This window comes from Rhizobium sp. RU35A (assembly GCF_900156005.1).
Taxonomy (GTDB): domain Bacteria; phylum Pseudomonadota; class Alphaproteobacteria; order Rhizobiales; family Rhizobiaceae; genus Neorhizobium; species Neorhizobium straminoryzae.
Genome location: NZ_FTMR01000001.1, coordinates 461,077 through 480,130, shown reverse-complemented (window position 1 = coordinate 480,130; position 19,054 = coordinate 461,077). Strand labels below are relative to the sequence as shown.

The window sequence follows — 19,054 nt, the reverse complement described above, 5'->3', positions numbered from 1 at the left end:
TGAGGATGAGCCGCACCGGCCGAGGCAGAGGCTCTGCTCCCGAGCAGGAGTGATGATGATGGGGATGCCTGTCTTAATCACGCTTGAGATAAGAAAAACCCGGACAGGCTGGTCAGTGCGCGTCCGGGTTCAATTCTTAAGCTAAGCGAAACGAGGTCAGGAGTTCCAGCTCCTGATCTCACTCCTGAAGCATACCACATCCGCGCAGGCTTTCAACGCGGCGGGGTGTCTCCCTCGACCCGGATCGTATAATCACGCGGAATGCCGGCGGTCACCTGAAACCAGTCGGAGGATTTGGTGCGGGCCTGATGGGTGTCGAAGGCGGCCTGGTCGGTGAAGATCTCCGAAACCAGGAGGCGGCCTTCCACGGTGCCGCAAGCCGTCACCTCGAATTTCAGGCAGCCGGGTTCGGCCCGCGTCAGCGCGATGTGCACGGGAAGGGCGGCGTCCACGGCCGCCCGCCGGTCGGCGGGTACGTCGATATGGCCGTCGAGATAGACTTGTCCGTCGCTCATGCGGGTGGCCTTTCCCGGTCAGACGGTGATGCCGAAGGCGGCGAGATCGGCGCGCAGCCGCTCGGCATCGATGAACTGCACCGCCTGCCAGCCGGCGGCCTTGGCGCCCTCCACATTGGCGGCGGAATCGTCGATGAAGATCGTCCGGGCCGGATCGAGGCCGAAATTCTTCGCGTGCAGGCGGTAGATCTCCACATCCGGCTTGATCAGAAAGATTTCGCCGGACACGGTGACGCCGCGCGGCCGGTTGAGGAAGGGGAAAAGCTCGCGCGCATGGCGGAAGGTGTCGGCGGCGAAATTGGTCAGCATGGTCACGTCACGGCCGGCGTCGATCAGGCCTTCCAGAATGGCGACGCTGCCCTCATAGGCATGTGGCACCATTTCGTGCCAGTGCTTGCGGAAGGCGCGGATCTGCGCCTCGCGCTCGGGATACTGTGCAATCAGCTCTGCCTCGGCCACCGGCCATTCGCGCCCGCGATCCTGTTCCACGTTCCAGTCATGCGTGCAGACATTTTCGAAGAACCAGCGCCGCTCCTCGGCATCCGGAATGATCCGGCTGAAGGGAATGTTCGGATCGTAATGGATCAGCACCTTGCCGATGTCGAAGACGATATGGTCGATGGTCATGAAAACTCCTCCTGGGATTTGCGAAAAGGATCTGCGGCATGCTCAGCTGTCTGGCGCCGTCGATGCCGGTGAAAAGGCGCGTGGAATGGCCAGAGTGATTGCCTTTTTCATCACGGTGGGCAAGGCCTGTGCTTCCAGTTGTTCCACCGGCTCCCACCAGCAGCCCTGCATCAGCGGTCGGGTGGAGATCAGGGCGCGAAATACCGTCAGCCTGAGTTCGAAATGGGTGAAGACATGGGTCACCACGCCGGCAGGCTGCCAGTCGGCGGGGAAGGGGGCGTGATCGGGCGTCGTGCCGCCATCCTGCCGCGATGTCCAACTGGTGGTCGGCACCTCCGTCATGCCGCCGAGCAGGCCCGATGCGGGGCGACGGCTGAGCAGCACCGCGCCGTCGGCGGAGACGGCGACGAAGGCGGCGCCCTGCCGGATCGGCTTTTCCTTCTTCGCCGCCTTCACCGGAAAGCGCTCGGGATCGTCGCGGCCAAGCGCCAGACAGTCGTCGCGGAAGGGACAGAGCACGCAGCTTGGCCGCTTCGGCGTGCAGATGGTCGCGCCGAGATCCATCATGCCCTGTGCAAAATCGCCCGGCCGCTCAACGGGCGTCATCGCCCTGACGCGGGCTTTCATCACCGGTTTCGAACCGGGCAGCGGCGCGTCGATGGCGTAGAGGCGCGAAATGACGCGCTCCACATTGCCATCCATCACGGCGGCCGGCCGGTTGAACGCGATGGCGGCGACGGCGGCAGCCGTATAGTCGCCGATGCCGGGCAGGGCGCGCAGGCCATCCTCCGTATCGGGAAAGACGCCACCATGCAGGCTCGCCACCGCCTCGGCGCATTTCTTGAGGTTTCGGGCTCGCGCATAGTAGCCAAGTCCCGCCCAGGCGGCCATCACATCCTCGACCGGTGCACTGGCCAGATCCGAGACATCAGGCCATCTCTCCAGAAACTTTCGGAAATAAGGCTTGACCGCCTGCACGGTTGTCTGCTGGAGCATCACTTCCGACAGCCAGACGTGATAGGGGTTGGCTCGCAGTCCCTGACGGTGCGCGGTCGGTGTCACCCGCCAGGGCAGGTCGCGGTGATGGCGATCGTACCAGTCGAGCAGATGGCGGGTGAGGCGAGTTTCGAACGGGTCCGGCATGGAATGCATGGGGCCTTGTCTTGATGAGCGGTCGAGCAGTCGGCCGGAGTGATAGAATGCGGTGACGTGGAAGCCAATGGCGCAACAGATGGAATTGCCGGTCTTTCTGATCAATATCGAACGGGCGGCTGCGCGTCGCCGGCTGATCGAACAGCAGGCCGCTGAGCTTGGCATCACCCTGGAACGGGTCGCGGGCGTCGATGGCAGCCTCGTGCCGCAGGCCGACTGGGTCGATGCGGATGTCGATCTGTTCCGCCGGCGCAATGGCCGCCCGATGATGGCCGGCGAATATGGCTGCTACCAGAGCCACCTGAATGCCTTCCGCCAACTGGCCGACAGCGGCCGCCCGGCGGCCCTCGTCATCGAGGACGACGTGGCCCTCAGTGCCGACCTGATGCAGCGGGCGCTCTCCATTCTGGAGGTCGTGCCTGACGATTGCGTCGTCAAGCTCGTCAACCACCGCACCGTAGCCTTCCGGCCGCTCTTCACCAGCGCGCGCGGCGATCGGGTCGGGTTTTCGCGCTTCGGGCCGCAGGGCTCGTCTGCCTGCTATCTGCTGATGGCCAAGGCGGCGGAAAGACTTGCCACGGGCATGCGACCGCAATCCCTGCCGCTCGACAGCGCGCTGGAACGATCATGGCAGCATGGCGTGCCGATCTATACCAGCGAGAAAAACCTCATCGATTTTGGCGCGCTGCGCAACGAGACACTGATCGCCAGCCAGGCCGATTATCGCGGGCTGAAGTTGCGGGGCTGGAAGAAAATGCCAACTCACCTGTTTCGCGTCGGCGAAGCGCTGCGGCGCGCCGCCTACACGTTTTTCTAGAGGCTAGCAGAGGATGCCCGCGGAGAGCCTTTCGGTGGGGAGCCGGTGGGGAGCGGGTTCCTTCAAAACGACACAGTCGGCGAACACATCGGGTCCCGTCGGGAAGAGACCACGCGGAGAACTCCGTATCCTGATCGGTGGGCTGTCCGGAGCAATGAAAGGCGCATGATGACGGTAAAGCGATTGCTGCTGCTTCGCAGACGGATCGACCCGCTCCTTGTCGGCCTTTCGGCCGTGCTCTTTCCACTCTACATGCCGGCACCCGTGGCGGTCGCCGTCATCTTCGGTGCCTGTGGCCTTTATGTCGCCTTCTCCAGCCGCCGCAGGCTGCGTCGCCAGATGACGTCGCCGGCCGGCATGGTGATGGTCTATACGTTGTTTTCCGCAGCGCTGATGCTGGTGCGCGGCGAGTTCAATCTGGATAACCGGCAGCTTGGCTTCATGGGCCTCCTGCTCGGGGTTTCCTTCATTTCTCCCGGCCTGTGTCTGGTGCGCCGGCCGCTGCGCCACTTCGTTATTGGCGCGCGCCTTGGCTCGGTCGCCACGTTCCTGCTGGCGCTCACGGTGGCCATGATCCTCGCCCACGCCCCGGATCGCTATGGCGGTGGCGGCAATGCGGCGATCATGGCCTTTCTGGTGCTGATCGGGGCGCTGGTGGCGAGCATCGATCTTGAAAAGCCGCCGCGCTTCCTGCCGAACGGCATGCAGTATCTGGCGCTCTCCAGCTTTCCGGTGTTCCTGACGGAAACGCGGGCCGTTCTGGTGCTGGTGCCGACGATCTTCCTCGTCGAGTTCTTCTGCCGCACGGAACAGTGGCGCCCGCATCTGCGCAAGACCCGTTTTGTCATGCTGCTGGCCGGGCTCGTCGCCCTGCTGCTGCTGCCGCAGGTGAGGGAGATGCTCATCGAGCGCTTTTTCAGCGTCTATGACTATTACATCGACGGGGGCGAGCATGCCGACATGGTGTCCGGCGACATTCGCCTGACCATGTGGCAGGCGGCGCTGGTGGTGATCGGCGACCACCTGGTGTCCGGTGTCGGCCTGATGCGCATGTTCGGTCTGATGACCGAGGCGGCCGGCGACCACGCCTCGCTGATCGAGGGCTACAAGCACGTGCACAATTTCGTGCTGCAGGAACTTCTCGCCAACGGCGTGATCGGCCTTCTGCTGCTGGCCTCGATCCCTGTGGTGTTTCTCGCCACGGTCTGGCGCAAGACCCCGGATGCGGTGCTCAGGCGGTCCGCCGTCTATGTCCTTGGCAGTCTCGGCGCCTTTGGTCTTCTGCATGATCCGTTCTATCATGAGCTTTGCCTGTCGACGATCATGCTGTTCGTCGGCGTCTGCCTCGCGCAGTTCCATCGCTGGGACATGCTGACGCCGGCGGCGGCGAAACGACTCTGACCTGAAACGAGCCCGATGATGAGCAAGCGTCCAGTCCCCCTGCAGATTGCCGAGATCGCCAATGGCATCATGGATCCGGTGCTGGCGCGCCGCGCCGGAATCTCGACGGCGCTGCTCGGCTCCTGGGATGAGATCGCCGGCGAGGAGTTTGCCGATTGCACGCGCCCGGAAAAGATTGCCTGGCCGCGCCGTGACGGCGGGGACGAGGCGGGCTACCAGCCGGGCGTGCTGACGATTGCCTGCGAGGGCGCGCGTGCCCTGTTCCTGTCGCATGCGCAGGGCGAACTGATCGAGCGCATCAACGGCTTCTTCGGCTTTCCGGCCATCCGCCAGGTGCGCATCGTGCAGAAGCCGGTGTCCGTCCAGCTGCGTCACCGTCCTGCGCCGCAGCCGCTGCGCGGCGAGGCCGCCCGCCGTCTCGACGCGATGATGGAGGGGATCGAAAGCGATGCGTTGAAACGCGCCGTCCAGCGCCTCGGCACGGCCGTGCTGCAGCCGAAGCGCGGCCGGCGCTGAATGTCGCCATCCATCGGTTTTGCTCTTGATTCATCGCAACTCTCTCACAATTGTTTGAGAGATGTGCGCTTCCTGGTGCTTGTCGCCCGGCGCGGGGCGGGCTACGGACAAACCCAGGGACTTTCGCGCTCCACTGAACAATAGGTGTTGATACATGCCGATCCGCTCTTTCGCCCTCTCCAGACGCCATCTGCTCGGCGGCGTCGCAGCTTCCGCCGTCGGCCTGTCGGTTGCCGGCCTTGCCACACAGGCTTTCGCGGACGACAAGCCCGAATCCTCCGGCAAGGTGGACATGGCGAAGGTGCTGCAGCCCGGCACGCTGCCGGAAATGGCCATCGGCGATGAGAAGGCCAAGGTCACCATCGTCGAATACATGTCGATGACCTGCCCGCACTGCGCGCATTTCCACGCCACCACCTTCGATCCGATCAAGGAAAAATACGTCGATACCGGCAAGGTGCGCTTCATCCTGCGCGAATTCCCGTTCGATCCGGTCGCAACCGCCGCCTTCATGCTGGCCCGCTGCAACCCGGTGAAGCCGCAGGAACTCTCCGGTCCGAAGGAATACTTCGCGATGGTCTCGATGCTGTTCAAGCAGCAGCGCGCCTGGGCGGCCCCGGCAGACGGCAATGTGCGCGCCGCCCTGCTGCAGAACGCCAAACTGGCCGGTTTTACACAGGAGAGCTTCACCGCCTGCTTGACGAACCAGAAGCTTCTCGATGATGTGAATGCCACGATGAAGCGCGGCGCGGACGAATTCGGCGTGAATTCGACCCCCACCTTCATCATCAACGGCAACCGCTATTCCGGAGACATGTCGGTTGAAGCCATGTCTGCACTCATCGACAGCTTCCTCTGAGCCGGCCGTTTTCTCTGATGCGGGCGCCGGTGGTTCACCTGCGCCCGTTTTCCGTTTCATTGCCTGCCTCGCCCCGCCGTCGTTCATGACGGGGAGGGGGGCGCCATGAAGTTCAACAAGCTGCGCCTGGTCGGCTTCAAGTCCTTTGTGGAACCGACAGAATTCATCATTGAGCCAGGTCTGACGGGCGTGGTCGGACCGAACGGCTGCGGCAAGTCGAACCTCGTCGAGGCCCTGCGCTGGGTGATGGGGGAAAACTCCTACAAGAACATGCGCGCGTCCGGCATGGACGACGTGATCTTTTCCGGTTCCGGCAACCGGCCAGCCCGCAATTCGGCGGAAGTGGCGCTGTTTCTCGACAATGGCGACCGCACGGCGCCGGCCGCCTTCAACGATGCGGACGAGATACAGGTGTCGCGCCGCATCGAGCGCGAGCAGGGCTCCGTCTACCGCATCAACGGCAAGGAGGCGCGCGCCAAGGATGTGCAGCTTTTGTTTGCCGATGCCTCCACCGGCGCCCGTTCGCCCTCGATGGTGGGGCAGGGGCGCATCGGCGAGCTGATCCAGGCAAAGCCCCAGGCCCGCCGCCAGCTTCTGGAAGAGGCGGCCGGCATTTCCGGCCTGCATTCCAGACGCCACGAGGCCGAACTGCGCCTGCGCGCCGCCGAAACCAATCTGGAGCGGCTGGAAGACATTACCGCGCAGCTGGAGAGCCAGATCGAAAGCCTGAAGCGCCAGGCGCGCCAGGCCAACCGCTTCAAGATGCTGTCGGCCGATATCCGCCAGCGCGAGGCCCTGCTGCTGCATATTCGCTGGGTGCAGGCGCGTGATGCGGAAAATGAGGCCGGTACGGCCCTCAACGCCATCACCTCGCTGGTGGCGGAAAAGGCGCAGGCGCAGATGGAGGCCGCCAAGGCGCAGGCGATCGCCAGCCTTACACTGCCGGAGCTGCGCGAGGCGGAAGCCCGCGCCGCCGCCGCCCTGCAACGGCTGCAGATCGCCCGTGGCCAGCTGGAGGAGGAGGCCGGACGCCTGCTGCGCCGTCGCGACGATCTGACCCGCCGTCTCGCCCAGCTGGCCGAGGACATCCGCCGCGAGGAGCAGCTGATGGCCGACAATGCCGGCGTCATCGAGCGTCTCGATGCGGAGGAGGAGGAGCTGCAGGCACTTCTCGACCAGTCGGGCGAGGAGGCGGAGGAGATCCGGCTTCTGTTCGAGGAGGCGGCCGCGCGGCTTGCCGAAAGCGAGCGCCTGTTTGCCGCCGTCACCGCCGAGCGCGCCGAGGCCTTTGCCGGGCGTGCCCAGCTGGAACGCAGCATCCGCGATATTGCCGATCGTCGCCAGCGGCTGGACCGCCAGCTGTCCGAAAGCCGTGGCGAAGCAGACGCGCTGGATGAGAAGCTGGCCGGCCTGCCCGACCCGGAAGAGCGCCGCGAGGCCGTCGAGGCTGCGGAAACCGTGCTTGAGGAGGCAAGCCTTGCCATCGAGACGGTGGAACAGGCTCTGGCCCGTGCCCGACAGTCGGAGATCGAAGCCCGTCGCCCCGTGGAGGCGGCGCGCGCCACTCTCAATGCCTTGCAGGCGGAAGCGCGCACGATCGGCAAGATGCTGGCGGCAGGTGCTGCCAGCGGCAGCTATTCGCCGGTTGCCGAGCTGGTGCGCGTCGATCGCGGCTACGAGACGGCATTGGGTGCTGCCCTCGGTGATGATCTCGACAGCCCGCTCGAGGCTGACGCACCGGCCCACTGGGCCGGCAATGGGGATGGTGCCGCCGACCCGGCATTGCCGGAGGGCGCGGTGCCGCTGATCACCCGCGTTACGGCCCCGCCGCAGCTTGCCCGCCGCCTGAAACAGGTTGGCGTGATCGATCCTGCCGATGCTGCCCGCCTGATGGCGGCGCTGAAGCCCGGCCAGCGGCTCGTCACGCGCGATGGTGCGGTCTATCGCTGGGACGGTCACGTGACCGGCTCCGAGGCGCCGAGTGCGGCCGCCTTGCGTCTTGCCCAGAAGAACCGGTTGTCGGAGCTGGAGGCGGAGGTCGAGGAGGCGGAGATCGTGCTCTCCGAAGCGGAGACGCTTCTGCAGCGCGCGAGCGAGGCCATCCGCACGGAGGAAGTCCGTCTTGGGGATGCGCGCGAGCGCAGCCGGCTTGCCACCCGCAGCCTTTCGGAAGCGCGCGAGGCGCTGGCTCAGGCCGAACGGGCAGCCGGTGACCTGATGCGTCGCCGGGACGTCCTGGCCAATGCCGCCGAACAGCTGCGGAGCCAGCTGGAGGAACTTTCCGCGCAGGAGGAAGGGGTGCGGGCCGAGCTGGACGAGGCGCCGGATCTGGCCGGCCTCGACCGGCGGCTTGGCGAACAGCAGCTTTCCGTCGCTCAGGATCGCGCGGCGGCGGCGGAAGCGCGCGCCCGCTTCGAAGGGCTTTCGCGCGAAACCGAATCCCGCCGGCGCCGGCTGTCGGCCATCGCGCAGGAGCGGCAGGGCTGGCAGAGCCGGGCCGCCAGCGCCGCCCACCAGATCGGGACGCTGCGCGAACGCGAGGACGAGGCGCGCGAGGAGGTGGCGGAGCTGGATCTCGCGCCGGAGGAATTCGACGACAAGCGCCGGGCGCTCATGAACGAGTTGCAGAAGGCGGAAGAGGCACGGCGCGCCTCCGGCGATCTGCTGGCCGAGGCGGAAACCCGCCAGCGCGAGGCCGACCGTCTCGCCGCCACCGCGCTTGCCGAACTGGCCGATGTGCGCGAAAAGCGCGGCCGTGCCGAGGAGCGGCTCGTTTCTGCCGCCGAGCGTCGCCATGATGCCGAAAACGCCATCCGTCAGGCGCTGTCTGTGGAGCCGCACGAAGCCTTCCGGCTGGCGGGTGTCACGCCGGATGCCAAACTTCCCGATACGGCCGGTGTCGAACGCGAGGTGGACCGGCTGAAGATGGAGCGCGAACGGCTTGGCGCCGTCAACCTGCGCGCCGACGAGGAGCAGAAGGAACTGTCCGAAAAGCTCGCCGCCCTCATCAAGGAACGTGACGACATCATTGATGCGATCAAGAAGCTGCGGGCCGCGATCCAGAGCCTCAACCGCGAAGGCCGCGAGCGGCTCATTGCTGCCTTCGATGTCGTGAACGGCCAGTTCCAGCGACTGTTCACCCATCTGTTCAACGGCGGCACCGCCGAACTGCAGCTGATCGAAAGCGACGATCCGCTGGAGGCGGGGCTCGAAATCCTCGCCCGCCCGCCCGGCAAGAAGCCGCAGACCATGACGCTTCTCTCCGGCGGCGAGCAGGCGCTGACGGCGATGGCGCTGATCTTTGCCGTCTTCCTCACCAATCCCGCGCCGATCTGCGTGCTGGACGAAGTGGATGCGCCGCTCGATGACCACAATGTGGAGCGCTACTGCAACCTGATGGACGAGATGGCGGCCTCCACCGAGACACGCTTCGTCATCATCACCCACAATCCCATCACCATGGCCCGCATGAGCCGCCTGTTCGGCGTCACCATGGCGGAGCAGGGCGTCAGCCAGCTGGTCTCCGTCGATCTGCAGACGGCCGAACTCCTGCGCGAGGCGAGCTGAACGGAGGCGTGATGCAGCATTTCCGTCTGCTCCTGGCGGCTTTCGGCCTTTTCCTGCTGCCGGCTTTCGCTGCGTTGTGCGAGGAGGCGAAATCCGGCCGCTATCTGCAGGAAATCCTGAAGATCTCCCTCGCCCACGACAAAAGCCTGCGTGACCTTCTGCGCGTAGCCCGGACCCTGCCACCATGGGTGCGCAACATGGCAACCGATCCACGCTATGTCTCGGGCGCATCTGAGGCCGTGCAGGTGGAGGGCGTGCCGCGCGAGCTGTTTGGCGCGTGCCTTGCCGGCCGTTGCCCGGAAAGCCGCCTGCGGGTTCTGTTTTCCACCGATGGCAAGGTGGCCTGGGTCTTCATCGCCGATCGCACGCTCGGGGAACTGGTGCTCGGCAACCCGCCCGAGGCGGCAATGGAGCTGCTGCGCAAGCCGGGACTCTGACGAGCCTCTGCCCTTTTTCGACATCGCCCTGGGACGGGATGACGGCTTCAATATACGATTTGCCGGCCAGCCGCGATTGAAGTGATCCGATTGTCTATTATAGTCGTCCGGCGGAGGGATGCGTACTGCGGGGTGACGGGTTCATCACGCGGGGTGGCTGCGAAGGGTCTATCCGCATTCGGCGTCGTGACGCTGATGTGACGCGCATCAAGTAGGGTCAAGTTTTGTTGCTCCGTCTGCAAGCTTCCGTTGCGTTGCCACAATGATACAGCGATGCATCTTGGATGTGTGCGGTGCAAAAATACAAGAAATCGTCCATGCAATCTGGTTGCAATTCCGAGATTTTATCTTATGCTAGCACTCAACGAAGCATACAGATGCGATTGAAAGACAGCTTTTCAGCACCCCCCGGCGGGGTTCCTGTACCTGCCGGAAGACTTTGCGGGGCCGGAGCAGGCGGCCCCGCAAAGTCTGCTAATTCAGTGACTTAAGACATAGTTGAAGTCTTTTCAATCGGCCGGGTTGTCGCTTAGGTGACGCCCGGCCTTTTCATTTCTGCTTGGGAACGCTCCCGCAATCTCCTTCCCTTGTCATGAAATCTTCGTTGCAATTGCCGATGACGCGCTGTCCTTCTTCCGGGATGGCTGATGCACAGCTGTGCGCCGCACAATCAACTGTCGCGTGCTTGAGGGATCGTGCATGTCCCGCAGCGCCACGTTCCTGCCCGGTTCCGTGCGGCCCGCCCGACCGATCCGCAATCGCCGGCGTCGTTTTGTCTTCCTCCGCAAAGCTTGCCGATTTGGTCGCATTTTTGTTGCAATGCAGCATCATCCTTTCGGAGGTGGTTTCCAAGCGCGCAGCCATCCTGTAAATGCTTGGTAAAACAAGAAGCAGTGCATGCTCGTCTGGAGGAGAACGATGACAAAGTGGGTCTACCGCTTCGGAGGCGGCAAGGCGGAAGGCGGGGCTGCCGATGTGGCACTGCTCGGCGGCAAGGGTGCAAACCTTGCCGAGATGGCAGCACTTGGCCTGCCGGTGCCGCCAGGCATGACGATCGTCACCGAAGCCTGCCTGCATTATTTCGGCAATGCACGGAGCCTGCCGGACGGCCTTCGCGCCGAGGTGCTCGCGGGCCTTGCCGACATGGAGCGGCTGACCGGCCGTCGGTTCGGCGGGGCCGAGCGGCCGCTGCTGCTCTCGGTGCGCTCTGGCGCGCGCGCCTCCATGCCGGGCATGATGGATACGGTGCTCAATCTCGGCCTCAATGACGAGACGGTGCAGGCGCTTGGTCATGATTCCGGCGATGCCCGCTTTGCCTGGGACAGCTACCGCCGCTTCATCCAGATGTATGGCGATGTGGTGATGGGGCTCGATCACGAGGTGTTCGAGGAGATCCTCGAGGACGAGAAGGCCCGCCTCGGCCATGATTACGACACCGAGTTGTCTGCCGTCGAATGGCAGCATGTGGTCTCGCTCTACAAGCAGGTGATCGAGGAGGAACTGGGCGAAGCCTTCCCGCAGGATCCCGAACTGCAGCTGTGGCGGGCGATCGCGGCCGTCTTTTCCAGCTGGAACAACGCCCGCGCGGTCACCTACCGCACCCTGCATCAGATCCCGCATGCCTGGGGCACGGCCGTCAACGTGCAGGCCATGGTGTTCGGCAATCTCGGTTCCTCGTCTGCCACGGGCGTTGCCTTCACCCGCAATCCCTCGACCGGCGAAAGGAGTCTTTACGGCGAATTTCTCATCAACGCGCAAGGCGAGGATGTGGTGGCGGGCATCCGCACGCCGCAATCGCTGACGGAGGAAGGCCGTCTTGCCTCCGGCTCCGAGAAGCCCTCCATGGAAAAGCTGATGCCGGAGACTTTTGCCGAGTTCCGCGCCATCTGCGACCGGCTCGAAGCGCATTACGGCGACATGCAGGATGTGGAGTTCACCGTCGAGCGCGGCAGGCTGTGGATGCTGCAGACGCGCGCCGGCAAGCGCACCACGCGCGCCGCGATGAAGATCGCCGTCGATCTCGTCGATGAAGGTGTGATCAGCGAGGAGGAGGCGATCTGCCGCATCGAGCCCCCCTCGCTCGACCAGCTTCTGCACCCGACCATCGATCCGCGCGTGGCGCGCACCGTGCTCGGCTCCGGTCTGCCGGCCTCGCCGGGCGCTGCCTCCGGCGAGATCGTCTTTACCGCCGAGGATGCGGTGGCGGCGGAAGCCGAGGGGCGCAAGGTGGTGCTGGTGCGCAGCGAAACCAGCCCGGAAGACATTCACGGCATGCATGTGGCTGAAGCGATCCTGACCACGCGCGGCGGCATGACCAGCCATGCGGCGGTGGTGGCGCGCGGCATGGGCATCCCGTGCGTCGTCGGCGCCGGCGGGCTTCGCGTCGACATGCGCAACGAGCAGCTGGTCGGCCCCGGTTTCACCCTGAAGCGCGGCGAGGTGGTGACGGTCGACGGTTCCTCCGGCCATCTGCTGAAGGGGGAGGTGCCGATGATCCAGCCGGAACTGTCGGGCGATTTCGGCCGCCTGATGGACTGGGCGGACAAGGCGCGCCGCATGGCCGTGCGCACCAATGCCGATACGCCGGCCGATGCCCGCGCCGCCCGGGCCTTCGGGGCGGAAGGCATCGGGCTCTGCCGCACCGAGCACATGTTCTTCGAAGGTGGCCGCATCCATGTGATGCGCGAGATGATCCTGGCGGAGGACGAGGCGGGGCGGCGTGCGGCGCTCGACAAGCTTCTGCCCATGCAGCGCTCGGATTTCACCGAATTGTTTACCATCATGTCCGGCCTGCCGGTCACGATCCGTCTTCTCGATCCGCCGCTGCATGAATTCCTGCCGAAGAGCCAGGAGGAAATCCTGGAGGTGGCGGCCGCCATGGAGATGGAGCCGGCGCAGCTGGCGCGGCGCGTCGAGGCGCTGCACGAATTCAATCCCATGCTCGGCCATCGCGGCTGCCGGCTGGCGATCTCCTATCCGGAAATTGCCGAAATGCAGGCCCGCGCCATCTTCGAGGCGGCGGCTGCGGCCGCAAAGGCGACCGGTGCAGCCGTCGAGCTGGAAATCATGGTGCCGCTGGTCGGCCTGCGCGCCGAACTCGATTACGTCAAGGCCTGCATCGACACGGTCGCCGCTGATGTCTCGCGCGAGACCGGCCTGCCGATCGGCTATCTGGCCGGCACGATGATCGAGCTGCCGCGCGCGGCCATCCGCGCGCATGTGATTGCCGAAACCGCCGATTTCTTCTCCTTCGGCACCAATGACCTGACGCAGACCACCTTCGGCATCTCGCGCGACGATGCGGCAAGCTTCATCCCCACCTACCAGCGCAAGGGCATCATCGTGCAGGATCCCTTCATCTCGCTGGATTTCGACGGCGTCGGCGAACTGATCCGCATCGCCGCCGAGCGCGGCCGCAAGACCAAGGCCAACCTCAAGCTCGGCATCTGCGGCGAGCATGGTGGCGACCCCACCTCCATCCGCTTCTGCGAGGAGGTCGGCCTCGATTACGTCTCCTGCTCGCCCTTCCGCGTGCCCATCGCAAGGCTGGCCGCTGCCCAGGCGGCGATCGAGGAGCGCCGCCGCGGATAGTCGGTTTCATCGGCGGTCGATGAACTGGGGCCCGCTGGGGCCTACCAGGCTGCGTCGCGCCGGTTTGGCGCGCTCGTGTCCGCAGGTCATGTTGAAAGTATATGTTTTCAGTATATACTTTCCCCGGCTGGCGGCGAGTGGAGGAGCTGCTCTTCTGCGGCTCCCTCTGGCGGAATCGGTGGAGGGAGAGTCCGGGGAGTGGAGTTCCAGCGGGACGAAGAGAAGCGACAATTGCTGATCAGGCAGCGTGGCGTTGATATTCTCTATGCAGCGCTGATCTTTGAGGGGCACGTTCTCAGCAGGCTCGATAATCGCCGCGATTACGGCGAGGAAAGATGGATATCTCTGGGCATGGTCGATGATGAATGTTTCGTCGTCGTCCACACACAACGAGGCGGTTTCACGCGCCTGATCACGGCATGGAAAGGAGGCCGCGATGAAAGATCCTACTATCAAGAGCGCATCGCTCGCCGAGATCCGGAAGATGAAGGCCAAGGGTGAGCTGTTTCACGATCCGCAAGCGTCGGCAGGCGAAAGTTTGGGTCGGGAGTTCTGGGACAAGGCGATGATCGAAGACCCAAAGAGCGTTCAGCCGGTGCTGCTGAAACTGGAACCCGAGGTGCTGGAATTCTTCAAGAAGGATGGCAAGGGTCATCTGACCCGCATGCAGAATGTTCTGCGGGCCTATGTGCGGGCGCATCGCTAAGGCGCCTGCGAGACACCTTGGCGATCAACGGGAGTGCGCTGACCCATGCGTGGCGCTCTGTATCCACTCCCCCAGTCCCGCAAAGGTCTCCTCCCAGGTCGGCAGCGTCTGACCGAAGATCCAGGCGGTATCGGAAAGGGTCTGCAGCCGCGGGCGGTTGGCAAGCAGCGGGCGGATGAGGGCTGCCATGGCGGCCGCGTCGTCGGCGGGTGCCTGCAGCACGCCGCCGGTTGCCCAGGTGGCGACGGCGCCAGAGGCGGTGGTGACGACGGGAACGCCGTGGCGCAAGGCTTCCGCGACGGCCATGCCATAGCCTTCATAATAGGAGGTCGCGACATAGAGGTCCGCCGCCTGCCACGCGGCCTCCAGGTTTTCGTCGGAAACGTCGCCGAGAAAGGTCAGCCGATCCGCCAATCCGAGTTCTTTGGCGCGCGCGGTGAGGGCGGCAACATGGGCGGGATCGCGATCGGGATCGCCGGCAATCTGCCAGCGCCAGTCGAGATCGGCGAGATGGGCGGCCACCTCCAGCATGTAGTCGTAGCGCTTGCGGGCAATGATGGCGCCGACCGAGAGAATGCTGGCCGGCCCGGAGCGGCGGCCTACGGCCGACCGGGGGACGTGCAGATTGCCGGGAACCGATACCCGCAGCTTGTGCGGATCAGCGCCATAGTGGCTTTTGAGATAGTGCGCGGTTTCCGCCGATGACACCAGCACGCGGGCCGAGCGTGCGATCGCTGCCGCCTCTGCCTGCCTGAGCGCCTGCGCCCTGTCGCCGGCGGATGCCCCCTGTTCCTCCACCAGCGAGTGGTGGAAGACCGAGACCACCGGCAAGGCTGTTTCGGCAAAAACCTCCGCGAGATCGCAGAGATAGATATGATCGGTCAGGACGACGCTGCCGGATGGAAGCGCCTTCAACGTTGCGAGAAGTCCCGCACGGTCCCTCTGCGGCACGGTGGGAAAGCCGGTCGGCAGCGTCAGGGGCTGCACCTCGGCCCCCTGCTGCTCCAGTGCCGCAAGGAGCCTCGTATTGTAGACGTAGCCGCCGGTGCGACGGGCATAATCGGCGCTGGAAAGGAAGAAGATCCCTGGGGGCAAGGGGGCGATCCTGCTGTGACGATGCCGGATGGCACGGCGGTTGGCGGGTATTTACTGCCGCTCTACGATCACCCGCCGCTCCAGGATCACCGGCCGGTCGAACATCAGGGATGAACGGGTCTGGAAGGCGCGCATGTCGGCGCGGCGGTCCAGTTCCAGATCCAGCAGGCAGCGGGCCATGGCGTCCGTCTGCGGTCTGAAACCATAGCCGGCGCAGGTGCGCTCGTCCGTCGCGCGCTGCTGTTCCGGCGTCAGGCTCTGGCAGGCGGACAGCAGGCCGGCGGCTGTAATCAGCAGCAGCGCGGCGAGGGGGCGGGTAACAGTCATGGCCTGGTTCCTCCGGGCAATCAGCAAGGGTGACGCAATGCGCAGCATGTCATAGAAGATAGGAGCGATGGCAAGGCAGGGAAGGCCGCGATCCTGCCCAACCAGTCCAAAGAGGCATTCAACGCCGGAAAGACGAGATGACCGTACGCTTCGTGAGGCCGGTATCCAGGGCTGCCCATGCCGGCAAGCGGCTGGCCGAGGGCGGCCTTGTGCTGTTCGTGCTGGCCATTCTGGCGCATCGATTCGGGCCGCTGTCGACGCCGCATCTTGTTGCGCTGCTGCTGGCGGCGGGGGCGCTTGCGGCCCTCGGCGTGCCACTGGCCCTGCGCGGGCTGGTGCAGCTGTGGCAGGTGGGCGCCCTGGGCGGAATTGCCTCGCTAAAGGCGCTGATCTGTGCGCTGCCGCCGCTCGCCCTCGTGGCCTATGGCCTGTTTCTTTACCAGAGCCTGCCGCGTCTTTATGACGTGACGACCGATCCGGATGATCCGCCGGCCTGGAAGATGCCGGTGGAGGCCGCGCAGATCTGGTTACCGCGCTCCTCCGTCGTCTCTTCCGCCGATCGCGACCGGCAGCGGCTTGCCTATCCCGCGCTCACCGGTCGACGGTATGAGGGCGCGCTCGACCGCGTCTACGAGGCGGTGATCAAGGTCGGCAAGGAAAACCGGATCCACTTCCAGAATACCCGCCGCATGGCCGCCGGGGGCGCGGCCCCACCGGCGGTGGAAAAGGCGCTGCCCGCCACCGGCGCCGCCAACCGGCCTGTGCCCGATGTCATTCCCGTTCCGCTGCCGCGCCCCTCGCTGATCGAGCCCTCGCCAGTGCCGGTGGCTGATAATGGCGATCTCCTGCTGCAGGGCGAAACGCGCACGCTGATTCTCGGCCTTCCCTTCGATCTTGTGGTGCGCCTGCGCGAGGAGGAAGAAACCACGCTGGTGGACATGCGCGTGGCAAGCCGCTTCGGTCCGCATGATCTTGGCCAGGGCGCCGAGATCGCCGAGGGTTTTTTGCGCGCGCTGGATGCGGAGCTGCTGGGGATCGCGGCGGAATGAGAGCGGCGGGATCGGCAAGGGCATGAGCCGGCCCGCGGACCGGCCCCTTTTTGCGATCATTTCACCGCGGCATTGCCGCCATCGGCAAACAGTGCGGAACCGGTCACGAAGCTGGCACCCGGCCCTGCCAGAAACAGGGCGGCCGCGGCGATCTCTTCCGGCCGGGCAATCCGCTTCATGGCATGCAGGCTGGCCGCCCAGTCCTTCTGCGCCTGCGTCCCGGCCATGCCGGTATCGGTGCCGCCCGGCAAAAGCGCGTTGGCACGGATTTGCTGCGCACCATAATCGGCCGTGATGCCCTTCACGAGACCCATCAGCCCCGCCTTCGCGGCTGCATAGGCCGCCATGCCGGGCAGGCCAACACTGGTTCCGACGAAGCTGGAGGTGAAGACGATCGATCCGCCGCCGCGCCGCAGCATGGCCGGGATCTGCGCACGGCTGGCCAGAAAGGCTGCCGTCAGGTTGGCGGTCAGGGTGTGCCGCCATTCGTCCGGCGTGAGTTCGGCAAGCGGGCGCGCCGCACCGACGGTGCCGGCATTGTTGAAGGCGATGTCGAGGCCGCCGAAATCCGCTTCCGCTGCGGCCACCAGCGCGTCCTGCGTCTCTGCCATGCTCGCATCGCCGGCCAGAATACGCGCCTTGCCGCCCGCCTGACGGATATCGTCTGCGACACGCTCCAGCCCGCCGATGCCGCGCGCGTTCAGTACGACGGCCGCACCTTCGCGTGCAAACAGAAGCGCGGCGGCCCGCCCGATGCCCGAGGAGGCGCCGCTGATGATGGCCACCTTGTCTTGCAGAAGTCCCATATTTGCTCTCCGTGTTTGTGGAGGCCGAGGCTTAGCGGACACGCATCCGTCTCCGACACCCGATTCCTGCGCGTGAGAGCAGGTCGCTGCTGCGTCTGTGCCGGTCTTCCCCGCCACAAGCGTCTAAACGTTGCGCCTTGCTGCGAGGCGGAGGGCCGGATGCCGGGCGGCGCAGATCGTCAAGGAGCGCTCGGGGTTCGAGTGGGTCCGCAGAGGGTGGGCGCCGCCGCCTCGACCGGCAGCGGAGATGTGAGGGGAGGAAAGGCCTCTGGTTTGGACCGCGCTCAACCTGTGTGATAATGCCCCGTCAGTGCCGGCGGTCCCTCGGTCTTGACCTCGCCGCGCTCCACCAGATCTTCCAGATGCGCCAGCACCGAAAGGGCAGCAGCGCCGTGCAGGCGCGGGTCGGTGCGGGCATAGATCGCCTTCACCATGGTCGCGATGTCACTGTCCCCCGCTCTCACGCGCTCCAGAATGGCGCGTTCGCGCATGCGCCGGTGGGTGCGCAGTGCCCTGAGGAACGCCGGCGGATCGGCGACGGGGCCGCCATGGCCGGGCAGGAGAATCCGGTCCTCGTCACGCGACAGCAGTTTGTCGAGGGAGGCCATGAAATCGGCCATGGAGCCATCGGGCGGTGCCACGATCGTGGTGGCCCAGGCCATCACATGATCGGCCGAAAACAGGATGCCGGTGCCATCCAGTGCGAAGGCGCAATGATTGGCCGTGTGGCCCGGCGTGTGCACGGCCGACAGCCGCCATCCATCGCCCTCCACCGCCTCGCCATCACCCAGCGCAATATCCGGCCGAAAATCATGATCGGAGCTTTCCGCGAAGGGATTGACCTCGCCGGCATAAAGGGGCCGGGCCGGGCGGTGTGGCCCTTCGGCGACCGTCTTCGCACCGGTTTCCGCTTGGAGGCGGCCGGCCAGCGGCGAGTGGTCGCGATGGGTATGGCTGATCAGGATATGGCTGACGCTGCGACCGGCGAGCGCCCGCATCAGCGCTTCGAAATGCGCCTCGTCTTCCGGGCCGGGATCGATGACGGCCACCTGCCGCCCGCGCCCGACAATGTAGGAATTGGTGCCATGGAAGGTGAAGGGGGAGGGGTTGTTGCAGGTGATGCGCCACACCCCTTGCGCAATGGCCACAGCTTCGCCATGGGCCGGCGTGAAGGAGAGGTCGAAATCCGGGCTTTCCATGCTCTAAAGGGCCTGCTTGTACTCGATCTCGATGAAGGACATCGGCTCGGACCCGGCATTGACGACGTTGTGCGTGGCGCCCGCCTCGCGCCGGTAGGCAGCGCCCTGTGCCACGAAGGCTTCCCGGGCCGAGTCACCTTCCTCGATCAGGAAATGGCAGTCCGTCATCGGCACCACCACGTAGCCGAGGCCATGGGTGTGCACGCCGGTATCGGCCCCCGGCTCGAAATCCCAGCGGATGATGCGGGTGACGGCATCATCGACCAGCGTGGTGGGAATGGCGGGCGGGCGGGCGCGAAAGGCACTCATGAACAGGCTCCCGGAAAGGCGATGCAGGCAGGTCAAAGACCTAGCACGGCAGGGGGCCTGCGCGCATAAAAATCTGTCATG

At 65.3% G+C, this 19,054-nt stretch carries 19 protein-coding genes; 10 read left to right on the top strand and 9 right to left on the bottom strand.

The window, feature by feature from the left end; all coding sequences use genetic code 11:
- Positions 1-212 precede the first annotated feature (212 nt).
- Genes F3H95_RS02540 through mutY form a run of 3 tightly spaced genes read right to left on the bottom strand, consistent with a single transcriptional unit; the run spans position 213 to position 2,285 of the window.
- Positions 213-515 carry an antibiotic biosynthesis monooxygenase gene (locus F3H95_RS02540; RefSeq protein ID WP_149744819.1) on the bottom strand — a complete coding sequence of 101 codons (303 nt, stop codon included), beginning with the start codon at positions 513-515 and terminating at the stop codon, positions 213-215.
- Between the two features lie 18 nt (positions 516-533).
- Positions 534-1,142 carry an HAD family phosphatase gene (locus F3H95_RS02535; protein WP_149744818.1) on the bottom strand — a complete coding sequence of 203 codons (609 nt, stop codon included), beginning with the start codon at positions 1,140-1,142 and terminating at the stop codon, positions 534-536.
- Positions 1,143-1,184: 42 nt separating this feature from the next.
- Positions 1,185-2,285 (bottom strand): A/G-specific adenine glycosylase, encoded by a 1,101-nt coding sequence (gene mutY, locus F3H95_RS02530; RefSeq protein WP_149745090.1) that lies wholly within the window; start codon positions 2,283-2,285, stop codon positions 1,185-1,187.
- Between the two features lie 76 nt (positions 2,286-2,361).
- On the opposite strand from mutY, the gene F3H95_RS02525 reads away from it, so the two are divergent.
- The 6 genes from F3H95_RS02525 to F3H95_RS02500 all read left to right on the top strand — a co-directional run bounded on the left by F3H95_RS02525 (position 2,362) and on the right by F3H95_RS02500 (position 9,891).
- Positions 2,362-3,111 carry a glycosyltransferase family 25 protein gene (locus F3H95_RS02525; protein WP_149744817.1) on the top strand — a complete coding sequence of 250 codons (750 nt, stop codon included), beginning with the start codon at positions 2,362-2,364 and terminating at the stop codon, positions 3,109-3,111.
- Between the two features lie 165 nt (positions 3,112-3,276).
- Positions 3,277-4,512 (top strand): O-antigen ligase family protein, encoded by a 1,236-nt coding sequence (locus F3H95_RS02520; RefSeq protein ID WP_149744816.1) that lies wholly within the window; start codon positions 3,277-3,279, stop codon positions 4,510-4,512.
- An 18-nt stretch (positions 4,513-4,530) separates the two neighbouring features.
- Positions 4,531-5,028: a DUF721 domain-containing protein gene (locus F3H95_RS02515; RefSeq protein ID WP_244617853.1), complete on the top strand. Its 498-nt coding sequence runs from the start codon at positions 4,531-4,533 to the stop codon at positions 5,026-5,028.
- A 154-nt stretch (positions 5,029-5,182) separates the two neighbouring features.
- Positions 5,183-5,887: a DsbA family protein gene (locus tag F3H95_RS02510; RefSeq protein ID WP_143124994.1), complete on the top strand. Its 705-nt coding sequence runs from the start codon at positions 5,183-5,185 to the stop codon at positions 5,885-5,887.
- Positions 5,888-5,992: 105 nt separating this feature from the next.
- The gene (locus F3H95_RS02505) at positions 5,993-9,454 is read left to right on the top strand and encodes a chromosome segregation SMC family protein (RefSeq protein ID WP_149744814.1); all 3,462 of its coding nucleotides are present in this window, start codon (positions 5,993-5,995) and stop codon (positions 9,452-9,454) included.
- Between the two features lie 11 nt (positions 9,455-9,465).
- Positions 9,466-9,891 carry an Ivy family c-type lysozyme inhibitor gene (locus F3H95_RS02500; protein WP_149744813.1) on the top strand — a complete coding sequence of 142 codons (426 nt, stop codon included), beginning with the start codon at positions 9,466-9,468 and terminating at the stop codon, positions 9,889-9,891.
- A gap of 549 nt (positions 9,892-10,440) precedes the next feature.
- On the opposite strand, the gene F3H95_RS02495 is transcribed toward F3H95_RS02500, so the two are convergent.
- Positions 10,441-10,743, bottom strand: coding sequence for a hypothetical protein (locus tag F3H95_RS02495; RefSeq protein ID WP_149744812.1), 303 nt, complete (start codon positions 10,741-10,743; stop codon positions 10,441-10,443).
- Between the two features lie 66 nt (positions 10,744-10,809).
- Between F3H95_RS02495 and ppdK the strand changes: the two genes are divergently transcribed.
- The 3 genes from ppdK to F3H95_RS27410 all read left to right on the top strand — a co-directional run bounded on the left by ppdK (position 10,810) and on the right by F3H95_RS27410 (position 14,188).
- The gene (gene ppdK, locus F3H95_RS02490) at positions 10,810-13,482 is read left to right on the top strand and encodes a pyruvate, phosphate dikinase (protein ID WP_149744811.1); all 2,673 of its coding nucleotides are present in this window, start codon (positions 10,810-10,812) and stop codon (positions 13,480-13,482) included.
- A 75-nt stretch (positions 13,483-13,557) separates the two neighbouring features.
- On the top strand, positions 13,558-13,983 hold the full coding sequence (locus F3H95_RS02485; protein ID WP_348530038.1) for a BrnT family toxin: 426 nt from the start codon (positions 13,558-13,560) through the stop codon (positions 13,981-13,983).
- Positions 13,919-14,188: a BrnA antitoxin family protein gene (locus tag F3H95_RS27410; RefSeq protein ID WP_149744809.1), complete on the top strand. Its 270-nt coding sequence runs from the start codon at positions 13,919-13,921 to the stop codon at positions 14,186-14,188. Before F3H95_RS02485 ends, F3H95_RS27410 begins: the two co-directional genes overlap by 65 nt.
- Positions 14,189-14,212: 24 nt before the next feature.
- Here the strand turns inward: F3H95_RS27410 and F3H95_RS02475 are convergent, their stop codons facing one another.
- Positions 14,213-15,283, bottom strand: a complete 1,071-nt coding sequence (locus F3H95_RS02475; protein ID WP_188134273.1) for a glycosyltransferase family 4 protein — start codon at positions 15,281-15,283, stop codon at positions 14,213-14,215.
- Between the two features lie 51 nt (positions 15,284-15,334).
- On the bottom strand, positions 15,335-15,610 hold the full coding sequence (locus F3H95_RS02470; protein ID WP_149744807.1) for a hypothetical protein: 276 nt from the start codon (positions 15,608-15,610) through the stop codon (positions 15,335-15,337).
- Positions 15,611-15,747: 137 nt separating this feature from the next.
- On the opposite strand from F3H95_RS02470, the gene F3H95_RS02465 reads away from it, so the two are divergent.
- A complete protein-coding gene (locus tag F3H95_RS02465) occupies positions 15,748-16,659 on the top strand; it encodes a DUF1499 domain-containing protein (RefSeq protein WP_149744806.1) in 912 nt (303 codons plus the stop codon).
- 56 nt (positions 16,660-16,715) lie between these two features.
- On the opposite strand, the gene F3H95_RS02460 is transcribed toward F3H95_RS02465, so the two are convergent.
- The 3 genes from F3H95_RS02460 to F3H95_RS02450 form a co-directional block, all read right to left on the bottom strand.
- Positions 16,716-17,465, bottom strand: coding sequence for an SDR family oxidoreductase (locus tag F3H95_RS02460; RefSeq protein WP_149744805.1), 750 nt, complete (start codon positions 17,463-17,465; stop codon positions 16,716-16,718).
- A 284-nt stretch (positions 17,466-17,749) separates the two neighbouring features.
- Positions 17,750-18,664 carry an MBL fold metallo-hydrolase gene (locus F3H95_RS02455; RefSeq protein ID WP_149744804.1) on the bottom strand — a complete coding sequence of 305 codons (915 nt, stop codon included), beginning with the start codon at positions 18,662-18,664 and terminating at the stop codon, positions 17,750-17,752.
- Positions 18,665-18,667: 3 nt separating this feature from the next.
- On the bottom strand, positions 18,668-18,973 hold the full coding sequence (locus tag F3H95_RS02450; protein WP_143125006.1) for a cupin domain-containing protein: 306 nt from the start codon (positions 18,971-18,973) through the stop codon (positions 18,668-18,670).
- Between the last annotated feature and the right edge of the window lie 81 nt (positions 18,974-19,054).